The following is a 15,531-nucleotide window of genomic DNA, read 5'->3' on the forward strand; positions in this document are numbered from 1 at the left end:
AGCACCTTGAGTGGAATAGACTCAACTTTATGCACGTTGACCTTGGCAGTATCTGTACGGAGACGGAGAGGAGAAGCCGCACGTGGACGCCGAGCTGACCAACAGGAGCCGGGACGCACTCAACGCCGCCACCAGCAGGGCCGTGAAGGACGGCCACCCGGACCTGACCCCGGCCCACCTGCTGCTGGCCCTGCTCACCGGCCAGGACAACGAGAACATCATCGACCTGCTGGCCGCCGTCGGGGCCGACCAGGCCGCCGTACGCACCGGCGCCGAGCGGATCCTGGCCGGCCTGCCCAGCGTCACCGGGTCCACCGTGGCCCCGCCGCAGCCCAGCCGCGACCTGCTCGCCGTGCTCGCCGAGGCCGACGGCCGGGCCGGGAAGCTCGGCGACGAGTACCTGTCCACCGAGCACCTGCTCATCGCCGTCGCCGCGAAGGGCGGCGCCGCCGGTGAGCTCCTGTCACAGCAGGGCGCGACCGCGAAGAAGCTGCTCGACGCCTTCGAGAACGTACGAGGAGGACGGCGGGTGACCACCCCCGACCCCGAGGGCCAGTACAAGGCCCTGGAGAAGTTCGGCACCGATTTCACCGCCGCGGCCCGCGAGGGCAAGCTCGACCCCGTGATCGGCCGCGACCACGAGATCCGCCGGGTGGTGCAGGTGCTGTCGCGCCGCACCAAGAACAACCCGGTGCTGATCGGCGAACCCGGCGTCGGCAAGACGGCCGTCGTCGAGGGCCTCGCCCAGCGCATCGTGAAGGGCGACGTCCCGGAGTCCCTGAAGAACAAGCGCCTGGTCGCCCTCGACCTCGGCGCCATGGTGGCCGGAGCCAAGTACCGGGGCGAGTTCGAGGAGCGGCTCAAGACCGTACTCGCCGAGATCAAGTCCAGCGACGGCCAGATCATCACCTTCATCGACGAGCTGCACACGGTCGTCGGCGCGGGCGCGGGCGGCGACTCCGCCATGGACGCGGGCAACATGCTCAAGCCGATGCTGGCCCGCGGCGAACTGCGGATGGTCGGCGCGACCACCCTCGACGAGTACCGGGAGCGGATCGAGAAGGACCCGGCGCTGGAGCGCCGCTTCCAGCAGGTCCTGGTCGCCGAGCCGACCGTGGAGGACACCGTCGCGATCCTCCGCGGCCTCAAGGGCCGGTACGAGGCCCACCACAAGGTGCAGATCAACGACAGCGCCCTGGTCGCCGCGGCCACCCTCTCCGACCGCTACATCACCTCCCGCTTCCTCCCCGACAAGGCCATCGACCTGGTCGACGAGGCCGCCTCGCGGCTCCGCATGGAGATCGACTCCTCCCCGCTGGAGATCGACGAGCTGCAGCGCGCGGTGGACCGGCTGCGCATGGAGGAGCTGGCGCTCAAGAACGAGTCCGACCCGGCCTCCGTCGAACGGCTGGAGAAGCTGCGCAAGGACCTCGCCGACAAGGAGGAGGAGCTGCGCGGCCTGACCGCCCGCTGGGAGAAGGAGAAGCAGTCCCTCAACCGGGTCGGCGAGCTCAAGGAGCGCCTGGACGCGCTGCGCGGCCAGGCCGAACGGGCGCAGCGCGACGGCGACTTCGACACCGCCTCCAAGCTCCTGTACGGGGAGATCCCGGCGCTGGAGCGCGAGCTGGCGGAGGCCACCGAGGCCGAGCAGGAGGCGGCCGCGGCCGCCCGCGACACGATGGTCAAGGAGGAGGTCGGCCCGGACGACATCGCCGAGGTGGTCGCCGCCTGGACCGGCATCCCGGCGGGCCGGATGATGGAGGGCGAAACCCAGAAGCTGCTGCGCATGGAGCAGGAGCTGGGCCGCCGCCTGATCGGCCAGGGCGAGGCCGTGCGCGCCGTCTCGGAGGCGGTCCGCCGCACCCGTGCGGGCATCGCCGACCCCGACCGCCCGACCGGCTCCTTCCTCTTCCTCGGCCCGACCGGCGTCGGCAAGACCGAGCTGGCCAAGGCGCTCGCGGACTTCCTGTTCGACGACGAGCGGGCCATGGTCCGGATCGACATGTCGGAGTACGGCGAGAAGCACAGCGTGGCCCGGCTGGTCGGCGCCCCGCCCGGCTACGTGGGCTACGAGGAGGGCGGCCAGCTGACGGAGGCCGTCCGGCGCCGCCCGTACTCGGTGATCCTGCTGGACGAGGTGGAGAAGGCCCACCCGGAGGTCTTTGACGTCCTGCTGCAGGTGCTGGACGACGGCCGGCTCACCGACGGCCAGGGGCGGACGGTGGACTTCCGGAACGCCATCCTGATCCTGACCTCGAACCTGGGCAGCCAGTTCCTGATCGATCCGACGAGCAGCGAGGAACTCAAGCGGACCCAGGTCCTGGACGTCGTCCGCGGCACCTTCAAGCCCGAGTTCCTCAACCGCCTCGACGACATCGTGGTGTTCTCGGCGCTCAGCCGGGACGAGCTCGCCCACATCGCGGAGCTGCAGGTCCGGCGGCTCGCGAAGCGGCTCGCCGACCGCCGGCTCACCCTGGACGTCACCCCGGAGGCGCTGGCCTGGCTGGCGGAGAAGGGCAACGACCCGGCCTACGGCGCCCGCCCGCTGCGCCGCCTGATCCAGACGGCCGTCGGCGACCGGCTGGCCAGGGAGATCCTGGCCGGCGAGGTCCGCGACGGGGACACCGTCCGGGTCGACGTCGCCGGGGACGACCTGCTGGTGGGGAAGGCCCTGTAAAGGGCCGGTGAGAGGCCCTCCGGGCGGTTCGTACGACCGGCTCCGGGTGGATCGTGTCCGCCCGGAGCTGATCGGCCGGTGCGGGGGTTGCCACGGGGTGGGCGCCATGGGGGAGGATGGCTGCATCCGCACGAAGGGAAAAACACGGTGAGCATCGACCCGGCCTCGATTCCGAACTTCGGGGGGCAGCCCGAACCGCAGCCCACAGGACCGGCGGGCCCCGTCGTCCCCGACCAGGACCTGGTCAAGCAGCTGCTGGACCAGATGGAGCTCAAGTACGTCCTCGACGACGAGGGTGACCTCGCCGCACCGTGGGAGGAGTTCCGGACCTACTTCATGTTCCGCGGCGAGGACGAGCAGCAGGTGTTCTCGGTGCGGACGTTCTACGACCGCCCGCACGCGCTCGACGAGAAGCCCCAGCTGCTCGAGTCCATCGACGACTGGAACCGCCGCACGCTGTGGCCCAAGGTGTACACCCACACCCACGACGACGGCTCCGTCCGTCTGATCGGTGAGGCGCAGATGCTGATCGGCGCCGGCGTGGCCCTGGAGCACTTCGTCTCCTCCACGGTCAGCTGGGTCCGCGCGTCCATCGAGTTCGACAACTGGCTCGTGAACCAGCTCGGCCTGGAGAAGGAGATCGACTCCGCCGACGGCGAGGACGAGGGCGACGACGCCGAGTAACCGGCCTGCCGGCCGGTCGCGGCGTCGCGGCCCTTCGCTGTCCGCGCCCGCACCTCACAGCGGCAGTGGGGCGGCGAGCACCAGATACGTCCCGTAGCCGTACGAGAGCCCGGCCAGGGCGGTGGTCACCAGGACCGCCGTCCGCGGCCGGGCTCGTGCCAGTGCGGCGGCCGCCGGCAGCAGCAGGGGGAACGCGGGCAGCAGGAACCGCGGTTTCGACTCGAAGAACCCGGCCCCGCCCAGCGTGATCACCAGCAGCGTCCCCGTGTAGACCAGCAGCGGCAGCGGCGCCCAGCCGCGCACCAGCAGCACCGCGAGCACCAGCGCGATCACGATCACCACCGGGACCATGGTGGTGACCAGTGGTGTCCCCCTGGTCAGTACCCGCCGCACCGATCCGGCGACGCCCCACCCGAAGTCGAAGTACGAGCCCCAGCTGCGCTGCACCGCGAAGTAGCCGCCCAGCGGATCACCCCGGCGCACCCCCACGGCCAGCAGGTACGCCGTCCAGCCCGCGGGCGCCAGCAGCCCCGCCGCCCACACCCGGACCGGTGCGTCCGGCTTCAGCAGCAGCTCGTAGCCCGCGGCCACCGACACCGCGGCCGCCACCGCTATCCCGTTCGGCCGGGTGACCCCCGCCAGGACCGCCAGCCCGGCCGCCCACAGCCAGCGCCCGCGCAGCACGGCGTACAGCGCCCAGGCGGCCAGTGCCGCCAGCAGCGCCTCGGTGTACGCGAGGGAGAGCACCACCGAATGCGGCAGCACCCCCCACATCACCACCGTCAGGACCCCGGCCCGGGCCCCGGCCACCAGCTCCCCGACCCGGTACACCCCGACGGCACCGGCCACCATGGCCGCCCAGGCCACCAGGAGTCCGGCCCCCGCCGGACCCACCCCGGGCAGCAGCACGTCCAGGACCCGCATCAGCCCCGGGTACAGCGGGAAGAACGCCAGATCGCTCTGCACGGACCCGATCTCCGGCCACACCTGGGTGCGCCCGTACCCGTGCTCGGCGATCCCGATGTACCAGACCGAGTCCCAGGACGTGCCGAGCACGGCCACCGGATCCTTCCCGGACCACCACGCCGACACGGCCACCAGCAGCACCCCGACGGCGCGCACCGCGACGAACACCGCCACGGCGAACACCCCGGCGGGCACCGCGATGCCCGTGCCGTCCCCGTTCCCCCCGCGCCGTCCGGTCGGGACGGCCTTGGTTATCTCCCCCGTCGCGGTCACAGTCGTCGCAGGCGGTGGACCGCCTCCTCCAGTACGTCCGTGCGCTTGCAGAACGCCCAGCGGACCTGGGTCCGGCCGGCGTCCTGGTCGTCGTAGAAGACCGCGTTGGGGATGGCGACGACCCCGCAGCGCTCGGGCAGGGAGCGGCAGAAGGCGAGGCCGTCCTTCTCGCCGAGCGGGGCGATGTCGGTGGTGATGAAGTACGTGCCCTGGGGGCGGTAGACCTCGAAACCGGCGTCCCGCAGACCGCCGGCGAGGACGTCCCGCTTGTGCGCGAGGTCGGCGCGGAAGCCGTCGTAGTAGTCGTCGGGGAGGGCCAGGGCCTCGGCGATGGCGTACTGGAAGGGGCCCGAGGAGACGTACGTGAGGAACTGCTTGGCCGAGCGGACCGCCGAGACCAGGGCGGGCGGGGCGGTCAGCCAGCCGACCTTCCAGCCGGTGAAGGAGAAGGTCTTGCCGGCGGAGGAGATGGTGACGGTGCGTTCGCGCATGCCGGGCAGGCTCGCGAGCGGGGTGTGCGTGCCCTCGAAGACCAGGTGCTCGTACACCTCGTCGGTGACCACCAGCAGGTCGCGCTCGACGGCGAGCGCGGCGATCGCGGCGAGGTCGGCGGGGCCGAGCACCGCGCCGGTCGGGTTGTGAGGGGTGTTCAGGAGCAGCAGGCGGGTGCGCGGGGTGACGGCGGCGCGCAGTTCCTCCGGGTCGAGGGCGAACACGCCGTCCCGGGGGCGGAGGGTCACCGGGACCCGGGTGGCGCCGGCCATCGCGATGCAGGCCGCGTACGAGTCGTAGAACGGTTCGAGGGCGATGACCTCGTCACCCGGTTCGAGGAGGGCGAGCAGGGAGGCGGCGATGGCCTCGGTCGCGCCGGCGGTCACCAGCACCTCGGTGTCCGGGTCGTACCCGAGCCCGTAGAAGCGCTGCTGGTGGGCGGCGATCGCGGTACGGAGCTCGGGGACGCCGGGGCCGGGCGGGTACTGGTTGCCGAGGCCTTCGCGGACGGCACGGGCGGCGGCCTCGGCGATCTCGGCGGGGCCGTCGGTGTCCGGGAAGCCCTGGCCCAGGTTGATCGACCCGGTCCGCGTCGCCAGCTGCGACATCTCCGCGAAAATGGTCGTGCCGAAGGCGGCCAGGCGGCGGTTGAGGTAGGGGCGGCTGCCGCCCACGGGTGCGCTCATGATTGCCATCCTCCGGCGAACCTCTGGACTTGCTCAAGTGTGCTTTGGCCCGGGCGGGCGGCGGGCATCCCCACGTCACGCGGGACGGGGGGTCCCGCACCCCGGGGGACCGGGGCGTCCGGAGGAGGGAGACGACCGTGTTCGAGGCCATCTTCTTTGCAGCGTTCATCCTGATCGTGTTCGGCGGCATCGCGGTGCTCGCGGTCCGCTCCGGGACACGGAACCGGCACCGCTCGGGGCGCGGTTCGCGCCACTCCCACTGGGCCTCCGGGGACAGCGGCTCCTCTTCCTCCGGGGGCTTCTGGTCCTCGTGCGGCGGCGGGTCCTCCTCGTGCGGGGGCGGGTCCTCCTGCGGTGGCGGAGGCGGCGGTGGAGGCGGCGGTTGCGGCGGCGGCAGCTGACGCGCAAGTGCGAGCGGGGGCGGCCGGCGGCAGTCGGAACGGGGCAGCCGGCACCGCCGCGGCGGGCGCTCGGCGGGAGGCAACTTCCGTCGGGCGCCCTCCCGTTGGGCCTTCTCGTTGAACACGTGAACTGGGTAGCCCCCGGAGGGATGTAAACCCCAGCAAGTTGGGTAAAAACGCTGTGAGTGCCGTGCCCTTCATGATTCCCTCGGTTGAGTAGACCAGTCCCCGGACCTCCCGGGACTTCCTGTGGACCCGAGCCGGTGACCCGCACCCCCACGCACGCGTTCCGGCTGGGGCAGGGAACCGGCCCTCTCCCTCGCGCGTTTGCGGAGCCGACTCATGCTCACGACCCTCCAGACCACCTACACCGACACGCGTGCCGCCGATCTCGCCTGGGCGCTGGGCCGGGACCGGCTGCCCGCCCTGGCCGTACTGAACCTCGAACTGGCGGGCGCGAAGGTGGAACTGCGCCTGTTGGGCGCCTCCCACCAGGTGCTGCTGGAGGAGGGTGAGGTGCTCTGTTCGGAGACGGTCGCCTGCATCCCCGGCAGCAGCACCCCGCTGCCGCTCGGGGTCGCCAAGCGCGTGGGCGACTGGGAGTACGAGTTCGCCGCCCGGGTGGAGACCCTCTCGCGGGGGTCGTTCGCCGGACGGGCCCAGGAACTGCTCGCCCTGGTGGCGGATCACCCGAACGGGTTGGCCGGTACCTTCCCCGGCAGCCCGCACGCGTTCACCGCGATGCTCGCCCAGCGTCACGAGGGGCAGGTGCGGTGGCGTACCTGGCACGCGTACCCGCAGGAGGGCCAGTTGGTGGCCACCCGCACCAGGGTGGGCGTGCGGATGGCGGCTCCGGCGCTGTAGTGCGCGATCGTTTCTGCACGGTTACTCCAACTGCCCGTACGGGCGCCTCAGTTGCACCCATGTGGGTGACCGGATGCGCGCGCGGAGTGACGTACGGTTCGCTGCATGATCGACCGTTCCGCCTCCGGCGGGGTGCTCCCGGCGCCGGAGCCGAGGGGCGCGGCAGCGCGTCCGGCCGCCCTGCCCGTACGGCCCCGGACCGGCCGACTGCTCGTCCTGGCCACCGTGTTCGTCTGCGCCGCCTGCGGGCTGGTGTACGAACTGGAGTTGCTCGCCCTCGCCTCGTACCTGATCGGTGACTCGGTCACCCAGGCGTCCGTCGTGCTGTCCGTGATGGTCTTCGCCATGGGCGTCGGCTCGCTGCTCGCCAAACGCCTGCGGGGCGCCCCCGCCGCCGGCTTCATCGCGGTCGAGGCGGCCCTGGCGCTGGTCGGCGGGATGTCGGCGACGGCCCTGTACGCGAGCTTCGCGTGGCTGGGGGAGTCCCGCCCGGCGCTGGTGGGCTTCTCGCTGACCATCGGCGTGCTGATCGGCGCGGAGATCCCGCTGCTGATGACCCTGATCCAGCGGATCCGCCGCCAGGACGCGGGCGGGGCGGTCGCGGACCTGTTCGCGGCGGACTACGTCGGCGCGCTCGTCGGCGGCCTGGCCTTTCCCTTCCTGCTGCTGCCCCTGCTCGGCCAGCTGACCGGGGCGATGCTCACCGGCATGGTCAACGCGGCGGTCGGCGGTGCGCTGGTGCTGTGGCTGTTCCGCCGCGACCTGAGGCGGCGGACCCGCTGGCTGCTGATGGCGGCGAACCTCACCGTCCTGGCCGTCCTCGCCTCGGCCGCCGTCCTCGCCGAGGACTTCGAGCGGATCGCGCGGAACGCGGTCTACGGCGGCGAGGTGCGGGTCGCGGTGCAGACCGGCATACAGGAACTGGTGGTCACCGGTCCCGGCACCGGCTCGCCGCGCTCGCTCGACCTGTACCTCGACGGCAGGCTCCGGGTCAGCGGCTACGACGAGTACCGCTACCACGAGGCGCTCGTGCACCCCGCGATGCACGGGCGGCACGCGCGGGTCCTCGTCCTCGGCGGCGGCGACGGCCTGGCCGCCCGGGAGGTGCTGCGCTACCACGACGTCGAGGCGGTCACCGTGGTGGAACTCGACCCGGGGGTGGTCCGGCTGGCCCGCACCGACCCGATGCTGTCCGCCCTCAACGGCCGGGTCTACGCCGATCCGCGCGTCCGGGTGAGCAACTCGGACGCGTTCCGCTTTCTCCGCGCCCCCGGCGCGCAGGGCCGCTACGACGTGATCGTCTCGGACCTGCCGGACCCGGGCATCACCCCCAGCACCAAGCTGTACTCGCAGGAGTTCTACGGGCTGGCCGCGCGGGCGCTCCGGCCCGGCGGCCGGATCGCCGTCCACGCCGGATCCCCCTCCGCCGGGCCGCGCACGTACTGGACGGTCGACGCCACGCTCCGGGCCGCCGGGCTCCGCACCGTCCCGTACACGGCGGGCGGCCGGCTGTCCGGCTTCCCCGCGGGCCCGGACCGGACGCCCGGCCCGTCCGCGGCCTCCCCGCAGGACTGGGGCTTCGTCCTGGCGGCCCCCGCCCGCACCCCGGAACTCCGCGTCGGCGGCGAAGCGGGCCTGCGCTCCCTCACCACCCCGGCCCTCCGCGCCGCCGCCCACGACACCGCCCGCCTCCGCATCCCGAACCTCCCCCCTTCCACCCTCCCCCACCCCCGCTACACGACCTTCTGACCACCACCCCCCGTCGCCGCCGTGTGGGCAGGCGTGCCGTCCTACCCCTCCCCGCCGCCGCGCGTGCAGGCGGTGCCGCCTCCACCCCCCGCCGCCGTGTGGGCAGGCGTGCCGCAGGGCGGCACGGGTGGGCACACGGCACACCCCCGCGCGACGCGCGCAGCTCCGCCCACCCCGGCCCGGTCAGGCAACCGCACCCGGCCCAGCCGGGCCCGGGCTCCGCAGCCGCCCCGCCCAGCCGCCCCGGCCCGCCCAGCCGCGCCCCCGCCGACCACATCCGCACACACAGGGCGCAACCCGCCCCCACCCCGCTACGCTCGACCCCATGGAGCATCAGGTCTTCGTCCCGGTCCAAGCCTCCGCACTCCGCACCGTGCTGCGCGCCCCCGCACATCTCGCCCGCTGCGTCCCCGGCCTCCAGCACGACGCCGGCTCCGAACCCGGCGGCCCCCTGGGCGGCCGCCTCCGCCTGCGGGTCGGTGGCAACACCGTGACCTACCGGGGCGCCCTGACCGTCACCGAACAGGACGAGGACACCTTCACCGTCGACGGCGAAGGCACCGAAGCCCGCGGCACCGGCACGGTGAAGTTCGCCCTCACCCTCCGGCTGGCTCCCGCCGAGGACGGAACCCGCCTGGACTTCAGTGCCACCGCGACCGCCGACGGGCGTGCCGCCGCCTTCGACCGGGAAGCCCTGGCCACGGCCGTGCACCGGCTCCTGGACCGGGCCTCGGCCAAGCTGTCCGCCACCGCGACGGCGATCGCGGAGGGCCTGAGCACGACGGAGGGCGAGACGGCGCACCAGGACGACCGCGAGACGGGCAGCGACCAGGGACGGACGGCCGACGCGGGATCCGAAGCTCCCGCCGGACCGGGCTCGGTCTTCGACGCCGAGGTCCCGCCCCCGTCCCTGGACCCCTCCCACGACCTCTCGCACGACCCGTCCCACGACCCCTTCCTCGACGACGAGCTCCCGGGAGAGTTCGGCGAATCCGCCCGTCCCCCCGCCGAAGCGGCCCACGCCCGCCGCACGATGATCGGCCGGAGCGCCGAGGAGGTCGACCACGCACCTCCGCGCGGCCGCTATGCCCCGGTCCCCGCGCCCGACACCTCCGTGCCCGGCGGGAACCTCCGCTGGCTCGCGCCGGCCGCGGCACTCGCACTCGCCGGTGCCGTGGTCGTCGGCCGAGCCCTGCGCCGCCGCGCCTGATCCACTGCGCCTGGGCCGCGCCTGCGCCGCCGCGACCCCAGACGGGCGGACGCAGCCGCCCGATCCGGCCTGATCCGTAAGACACCCCCTAGGCTCGACCGCATGACTACGCAACTCAGCGCCGGCGGTGCCGAAGTGACCGTCGACCAGGAAAACGGCTGCCGCATCAGCAGTCTCCGGATCGACGGCACGGAGCTGCTGCGCCAGGGTGAGAAGTACGGCGTGTTCCCGATGGTCCCCTGGTGCGGCCGGATCGAGCTGGGGCAGTTCCGCAACGGCGGAGTACGCCACCAGATGCCGGTGAACGAGCCGCCCCACGCCATCCACGGCTTCGGCCGCGACGCCGCCTGGAAGCCGGCCCGGGCGGACAAGACGGAGGCCGCCTTCGTCTACGACCTGGCCGAGCCCTGGCCCTACCCCGGCCGGGTCACGCAGACCTTCGAGCTCACCGAGTCCTCGCTCACCCTGGGCATGGGCGTCGAGACGTACGGGGACTCCTTCCCGGCCCAGGTCGGCTGGCACCCCTGGTTCCGCCGCAACCTCGGCGACGGGGACGACGTACGCATCGGCTTCGACCCGCGGTGGCAGGAGGAGCGCGGGGACGACCACCTCCCCACCGGCCGCCGCATCGACCCCCTCCCCGGCCCCTGGGACGACTGCTTCGGCATGCCCTACGGGGTGGACGTCACCCTCACCTGGCCCGGAGCCCTGGAACTGCGGATCACCAGCCGCACCGAATGGGTGGTGGTCTACGACGAGCAGCCCGAGGCCGTGTGCGTGGAGCCGCAGAGCGGCCCGCCGAACGGGCTGAACACCCTGCCCCGGCTCGTCACCCCCGTCGACCCGCTGGAGCTCACGACCACCTGGACCTGGCGCCGCCTGGACAGGGCCTAAGCTCATAACCATGAGTGACGTGCGTGGTGAGCTGCTTCAGCAGATCAAGGACAAGGCCGTGGTCCACGGCAAGGTGATTCTCTCCTCGGGGCTCGAGGCCGATTACTACATCGACCTCCGCCGGATCACCCTCGACGGCGAGGCGGCCCCGCTGGTCGGTCAGGTCATGCTCGACCTGACCAAGGACCTCGACTACGACTGCGTCGGCGGCCTGACCCTCGGCGCCGACCCGGTCGCGACCTCCATGCTGCACGCGTCCGCCGCGCGCGGCTCCCGCCTGGACGCTTTCGTCGTCCGCAAGGCGCAGAAGGCGCACGGCATGCAGCGCCGTATCGAGGGCACTGACGTCAAGGGCCGTCGCTGCCTGGTCGTCGAGGACACCTCCACCACCGGTGGTTCCCCGCTGACCGCCGTCGAGGCGGTCCGCGAGGCCGGCGGCGAGGTCGTCGCCGTCGCCACGATCGTGGACCGCGGAGCCGCCGGCGCGATCGCCGAGGCGGGCCTGCAGTACCTCACGGGCTACCAGCTGGAAGACCTCGACCTGGCCTGACCTGGCTGAACCCGGTCTGACATGGGCTTTTGCCCGAGTGGCGGAGTGTTTCACGTGAAACCCTCCGCCACTGCGAGGGTGACTCTCCGGCAAGGTCCGGAAGGTACTCCCGCCGATGCAGATGCCCATTGCAATTCCAAGAGAGACGGTCTGGACACAATGAGTGATAGCTTCGGGGCGTGACGACGCACCGCCGCTATCTCGGCGTACTCCGGCTCTCTCAGGACAAGGACACGTCCACGTCCGTCCAAGGGCAGCGCGACAGCATCGCGTACCACGTCAACGCTCCGCACTTCGCCGGAAGCCTCGTCGGGTGGGCCGAGGACACCGACGTGTCCGGAGGGCTCTCACCCTTCAAGCGCCCTCAACTCGGCAAGTGGCTGACACAGCGGGCTGACGAGTTCGACGGGATCATCGCGCTCAAGGTGGACCGCCTCACACGCCGCGCGCTCCACTTCGACCAGCTGCTCGACTGGGGGCGCGAGAACGACAAGCGCGTCATCTGTGTGACCGAGGGATACGACTCGGACAACCCTCAGACCAAGATGGTCGCGCAGATGATGGCCGTATTCGCCGAGGCCGAACTCGACGTCATCACCCGGCGCATCCAGGACGGCGTACAGAACCGCCTTGACAACCAGTCGTGGATCAGCGGCACGCCCCCGATGGGGTACGCCATCAAGGCCGTGCCCGGCCAGAACCGCAAGATCCTTGTCCGCGACCCCGGATACGCCCGCATCATGGATCGCATCGCCACAGGGCTGGCGGACGGCAAGACACTCAACAAGATCGCGATGGAGCTGAACGAGGCGAAGGAGCTCACCTGGAGCGACTACCGGCTGACGCTCCGAGGGCTGGAGCCCAAGGGGGCGTACTGGCAGCAGACGACGCTTGCCAACGCCGTACGGCGGCCGACCTTCGCGGGGATCTACACGTACAAGGGCGAAGCCGTCGAAGACGACCAGGGGAATCCGGTTCTGATCGCGGAAGACCCGTTTGTCTCCTTCGGGGAATGGTCGGAGCTCATCGCGCGGCTGGAACCGAAGCAGCGGGAGGGAGCAGAGGTCCGGACTTCGAAGTACCCGCTTACCGGAATCGCCTTGTGCGGCCGCTGCGGAAGTTCGCTCGGCTCCACGTCCGTCAGTCAGAAGCACGGCCGCTACCACGCCTACTACCGCTGCTCGAAGCGCGCGAAGAAGGGCGGCTGCGACGCCAGGATGAACATGCGCGTCTCGGAACTCGAAGAGCTCTTCGATGACACATTCAACGACACCATCGGTCACCTTGAGGTCATGAGCAAGATCCCGGGAAGCCGTCGCGAACTCGAAGCTTCCTTGGCCAAGGCGGAGCAACGCCTGGCGAAGCTGGAGCATGACTACGCCGCCGGGCGATACGACACTCCGGACATGGAAGAGACGTACTGGCGGCTGCTCAAGGCTCAGACCGCCAGACGGGCCGGCATCCGGGAACAGCTCACCGACGCGACCGGCGACAGCTACACGGGCACAGGGAAGAAGTTCCACGAGGTCTGGGCGGGCAAGGACGCCCAAGCCCGCAAGACCTTCCTGAGAGAGCACGGGGTGAGCATCCGGGTCTGGCAAGACCTGGTGCCCTACGCAAAGCACAGCGCCGTGATCGACTTCGGTGACATCGCGGGCATGGCGAGGACTGCCGGCGTGCAGCTCCCGGATGGTGTGGACCGGCTCGTCGCCCACCACCGATGCGCGCCGGAGGACATTCCCGGTGCGCGTGCGGCTGGTCGCGCGTAGCGCGTCACCAGGGCGACCGAACGGATTCACGTAGTGCCACTGGGCTGTTGAGCGTTCCGCGGCTTGATGCCGCTGCCTTCTCGGGGGGAGGTGCGACCGGCCCGGGAGGAGCGGACGCACGGCACTGCACCGCGAGACGGGGCGGACGGTAGCCTTAAGGGGTTGAAAGACCGGCCGCAAGCCACGGCGCAGTGGCTCTCCCAAGGCCCTCAACACCCGCACGAGAGGATTGTGTCTTGGCTATCGCAACTCCCGAGGTCTACAACGAGATGCTCGACCGGGCGAAGGCAGGCAAGTTCGCCTACCCGGCCATCAACGTGACCTCCTCCCAGACCCTGCACGCTGCGCTGCGCGGCTTCGCGGAGGCCGAGAGCGACGGCATCATCCAGATCTCCACCGGTGGTGCGGAGTTCCTGGGTGGCCAGCACAGCAAGGACATGGTCACCGGCGCGGTCGCCCTGGCCGAGTTCGCGCACATCGTCGCCGCCAAGTACGACGTCAACATCGCGCTGCACACCGACCACTGCCCCAAGGACAAGCTGGACGGTTACGTCCGCCCGCTGATCGCCCTGTCCGAGGAGCGCGTCAAGGCCGGCCGCAACCCGCTGTTCCAGTCGCACATGTGGGACGGCTCCGCCGAGACCCTGGCCGACAACCTGGCCATCGCCCAGGAGCTGCTGCCCCGCGCCGCCGCCGCCAAGATCATCCTCGAGGTCGAGATCACCCCGACCGGTGGCGAGGAGGACGGCGTCACCCACGAGATCAACGACGAGCTGTACACCACCGTCGAGGACGCGATCCGTACCGCCGAGGCCCTGGGCCTGGGCGAGAAGGGCCGCTACCTGCTCGCCGCCTCCTTCGGCAACGTGCACGGCGTCTACAAGCCGGGCAACGTGGTGCTGCGTCCCGAGCTCCTGAAGGACCTGCAGCAGGGCGTCGGCGAGAAGTACGGCAAGACCAGCCCGTTCGACTTCGTCTTCCACGGCGGTTCCGGTTCCACGGAGCAGGAGATCGCCACCGCGCTGGAGAACGGCGTCGTGAAGATGAACCTGGACACCGACACCCAGTACGCCTTCACCCGCCCGGTCGCCGACCACATGCTGAAGAACTACGACGGTGTGCTGAAGGTCGACGGCGAGGTCGGCAGGAAGTCCACCTACGACCCGCGGACCTGGGGCAAGCTGGCCGAGGCGAGCATGGCCAAGCGCGTCACCGAGGCCTGCGCGAACCTGCGTTCCACCGGCACCAAGCTGAAGTAACGGAGCGACCGGCCGGGGCGGCATCGGCCGCCGGCGGAGCCGTACGCGAAAGGGCCCCGGCCCGCCTGTCATCCGACGGGCGGGCCGGGGCCCTTCCGCATGGCCTCATGATCACAGTGAAACATTCTCCGGGGTTTGTCGATCACCCGGATGGAAAGGTTTGCGCCTCATCCGCAGGCCGTGGCGCCGCTCCAGGGTCCGGAATCGGGCATGGGGGCCGGGGGAACCCGAGGATCACGACCTCGGTGGGTGTGGAATCATACCGTCAGGTATGTATCTGGCTGCGGTGCGGAGAGGGGCCACACGGCGCATGAGCACGGAACGACCCGGGGCCGGGCAGGACCGGGCCAGGCAGGACAGGGCCGTGCGGACCCGGCAGGCCATTCTGGAGGCGGCCGCGGTGGTCTTCGAGGAGCGCGGCTACGAGGCGGCGAAGCTCTCCGACATCGTCTCCCTCGCCCGGGTCACCAAGGGGGCCCTGTACTTCCACTTCGACTCCAAGGACGAACTCGCCCAGGCCGTCATGGAGGCCCAGGTGTCCATCGAACCGGTCTACGTGCCGCAGGAGTTCAGGGTCCAGGAGTTCGTCGACGTCGGCATGATCCTCTCGCACCGGCTCCGCCACGACGTGCTGCTGCGCGGCAGTACGCGGCTCACCCTGGAGAACGGCGGGCGCGGTCTGGACCGGGCCGCCCCCTACCGGGGCTGGATCGACCTGCACACCCGGCTGCTCACCGAGGCCAAGGCCCGGGGCGAGCTGCCGGCGCACGTGGACCCGGCCCAGCCCGCGCGGACGGTCGTCGGCTCGTTCGCCGGACTGAACGTCATGGCGCACACCTTGGGGCTGGACCTGGACCGAGAGGTGTCGGCGCTCTACTCCTCGGTCATGGCAGGCCTGGTGCTGCCTGCGGTGGCGGTCCGGCTGGACACCGCGCCCGGCCGCGGGGCGCGTGCCCTGCACGGGCCGGACGGGGAGCGGGCGTGTGGCTGTGGAGACCGGCTGGTACGCCCGGCCGGTGAATGACCCCGCCTGCTGTCCTCAATGTCCGGAATCCGG

At 71.4% G+C, this 15,531-nt stretch carries 12 protein-coding genes; 10 read left to right on the forward strand and 2 right to left on the reverse strand.

The genetic code is table 11. From position 1 onward, the window contains the following. Positions 1-82: 82 nt before the first annotated feature. Together clpB and ACGFQ9_RS08865 are read left to right on the forward strand one after the other, a co-directional pair. Entirely contained in the window at positions 83-2,677 is a 2,595-nt protein-coding gene (gene clpB / locus ACGFQ9_RS08860) for an ATP-dependent chaperone ClpB (protein WP_393572640.1), read from the forward strand. 147 nt (positions 2,678-2,824) lie between these two features. After that, positions 2,825-3,361, forward strand: a complete 537-nt coding sequence (locus ACGFQ9_RS08865) for a YbjN domain-containing protein (protein WP_393572642.1) — start codon at positions 2,825-2,827, stop codon at positions 3,359-3,361. A 54-nt stretch (positions 3,362-3,415) separates the two neighbouring features. Here the strand turns inward: ACGFQ9_RS08865 and ACGFQ9_RS08870 are convergent, their stop codons facing one another. Together ACGFQ9_RS08870 and ACGFQ9_RS08875 are read right to left on the reverse strand one after the other, a co-directional pair. After that, positions 3,416-4,600: a hypothetical protein gene (locus ACGFQ9_RS08870; RefSeq protein WP_393572644.1), complete on the reverse strand. Its 1,185-nt coding sequence runs from the start codon at positions 4,598-4,600 to the stop codon at positions 3,416-3,418. Further along, positions 4,597-5,787, reverse strand: coding sequence for a pyridoxal phosphate-dependent aminotransferase (locus tag ACGFQ9_RS08875; protein WP_393572645.1), 1,191 nt, complete (start codon positions 5,785-5,787; stop codon positions 4,597-4,599). The genes ACGFQ9_RS08870 and ACGFQ9_RS08875 overlap by 4 nt, the downstream gene beginning before the upstream one ends. Positions 5,788-6,521: 734 nt before the next feature. Between ACGFQ9_RS08875 and ACGFQ9_RS08880 the strand changes: the two genes are divergently transcribed. The 8 genes from ACGFQ9_RS08880 to ACGFQ9_RS08915 all read left to right on the forward strand — a co-directional run bounded on the left by ACGFQ9_RS08880 (position 6,522) and on the right by ACGFQ9_RS08915 (position 15,498). Beyond that, entirely contained in the window at positions 6,522-7,043 is a 522-nt protein-coding gene (locus tag ACGFQ9_RS08880; RefSeq protein ID WP_393572647.1) for a DUF2617 family protein, read from the forward strand. Positions 7,044-7,148: 105 nt separating this feature from the next. Then, positions 7,149-8,792, forward strand: a complete 1,644-nt coding sequence (locus ACGFQ9_RS08885; protein WP_393572649.1) for a polyamine aminopropyltransferase — start codon at positions 7,149-7,151, stop codon at positions 8,790-8,792. 325 nt (positions 8,793-9,117) lie between these two features. Next, complete coding sequence (locus ACGFQ9_RS08890) at positions 9,118-10,002, forward strand: SRPBCC family protein (protein WP_393572651.1); 885 nt, start codon at positions 9,118-9,120, stop codon at positions 10,000-10,002. A 102-nt stretch (positions 10,003-10,104) separates the two neighbouring features. Further along, positions 10,105-10,896 carry an aldose 1-epimerase gene (locus tag ACGFQ9_RS08895; RefSeq protein ID WP_393572653.1) on the forward strand — a complete coding sequence of 264 codons (792 nt, stop codon included), beginning with the start codon at positions 10,105-10,107 and terminating at the stop codon, positions 10,894-10,896. A 10-nt stretch (positions 10,897-10,906) separates the two neighbouring features. After that, positions 10,907-11,446, forward strand: coding sequence for an orotate phosphoribosyltransferase (gene pyrE / locus ACGFQ9_RS08900; protein ID WP_393572654.1), 540 nt, complete (start codon positions 10,907-10,909; stop codon positions 11,444-11,446). Between the two features lie 179 nt (positions 11,447-11,625). Then, entirely contained in the window at positions 11,626-13,215 is a 1,590-nt protein-coding gene (locus ACGFQ9_RS08905) for a recombinase family protein (protein WP_393572656.1), read from the forward strand. A gap of 236 nt (positions 13,216-13,451) precedes the next feature. Continuing rightward, positions 13,452-14,474, forward strand: coding sequence for a class II fructose-bisphosphate aldolase (gene fbaA / locus ACGFQ9_RS08910; RefSeq protein ID WP_393572658.1), 1,023 nt, complete (start codon positions 13,452-13,454; stop codon positions 14,472-14,474). 310 nt (positions 14,475-14,784) lie between these two features. After that, on the forward strand, positions 14,785-15,498 hold the full coding sequence (locus tag ACGFQ9_RS08915) for a ScbR family autoregulator-binding transcription factor (RefSeq protein ID WP_393572660.1): 714 nt from the start codon (positions 14,785-14,787) through the stop codon (positions 15,496-15,498). Positions 15,499-15,531 lie beyond the last annotated feature (33 nt).

Source organism: Streptomyces sp. NPDC048603 (assembly GCF_043199475.1).
Lineage (GTDB): Bacteria > Actinomycetota > Actinomycetes > Streptomycetales > Streptomycetaceae > Streptomyces.

Excerpts from the sequence above, each read along its gene's own strand:
- ACGFQ9_RS08875 (WP_393572645.1), bottom strand. The coding sequence starts at position 5,787 with ATGGCAATCATGAGCGCACCCGTGGGCGGCAGCCGCCCCTACCTCAAC.
- ACGFQ9_RS08880 (WP_393572647.1), top strand. The coding sequence starts at position 6,522 with ATGCTCACGACCCTCCAGACCACCTACACCGACACGCGTGCCGCCGAT.
- ACGFQ9_RS08885 (WP_393572649.1), top strand. The coding sequence starts at position 7,149 with ATGATCGACCGTTCCGCCTCCGGCGGGGTGCTCCCGGCGCCGGAGCCG.
- ACGFQ9_RS08890 (WP_393572651.1), top strand. The coding sequence starts at position 9,118 with ATGGAGCATCAGGTCTTCGTCCCGGTCCAAGCCTCCGCACTCCGCACC.
- ACGFQ9_RS08895 (WP_393572653.1), top strand. The coding sequence starts at position 10,105 with ATGACTACGCAACTCAGCGCCGGCGGTGCCGAAGTGACCGTCGACCAG.
- pyrE (WP_393572654.1), top strand. The coding sequence starts at position 10,907 with ATGAGTGACGTGCGTGGTGAGCTGCTTCAGCAGATCAAGGACAAGGCC.
- ACGFQ9_RS08915 (WP_393572660.1), top strand. The coding sequence starts at position 14,785 with ATGAGCACGGAACGACCCGGGGCCGGGCAGGACCGGGCCAGGCAGGAC.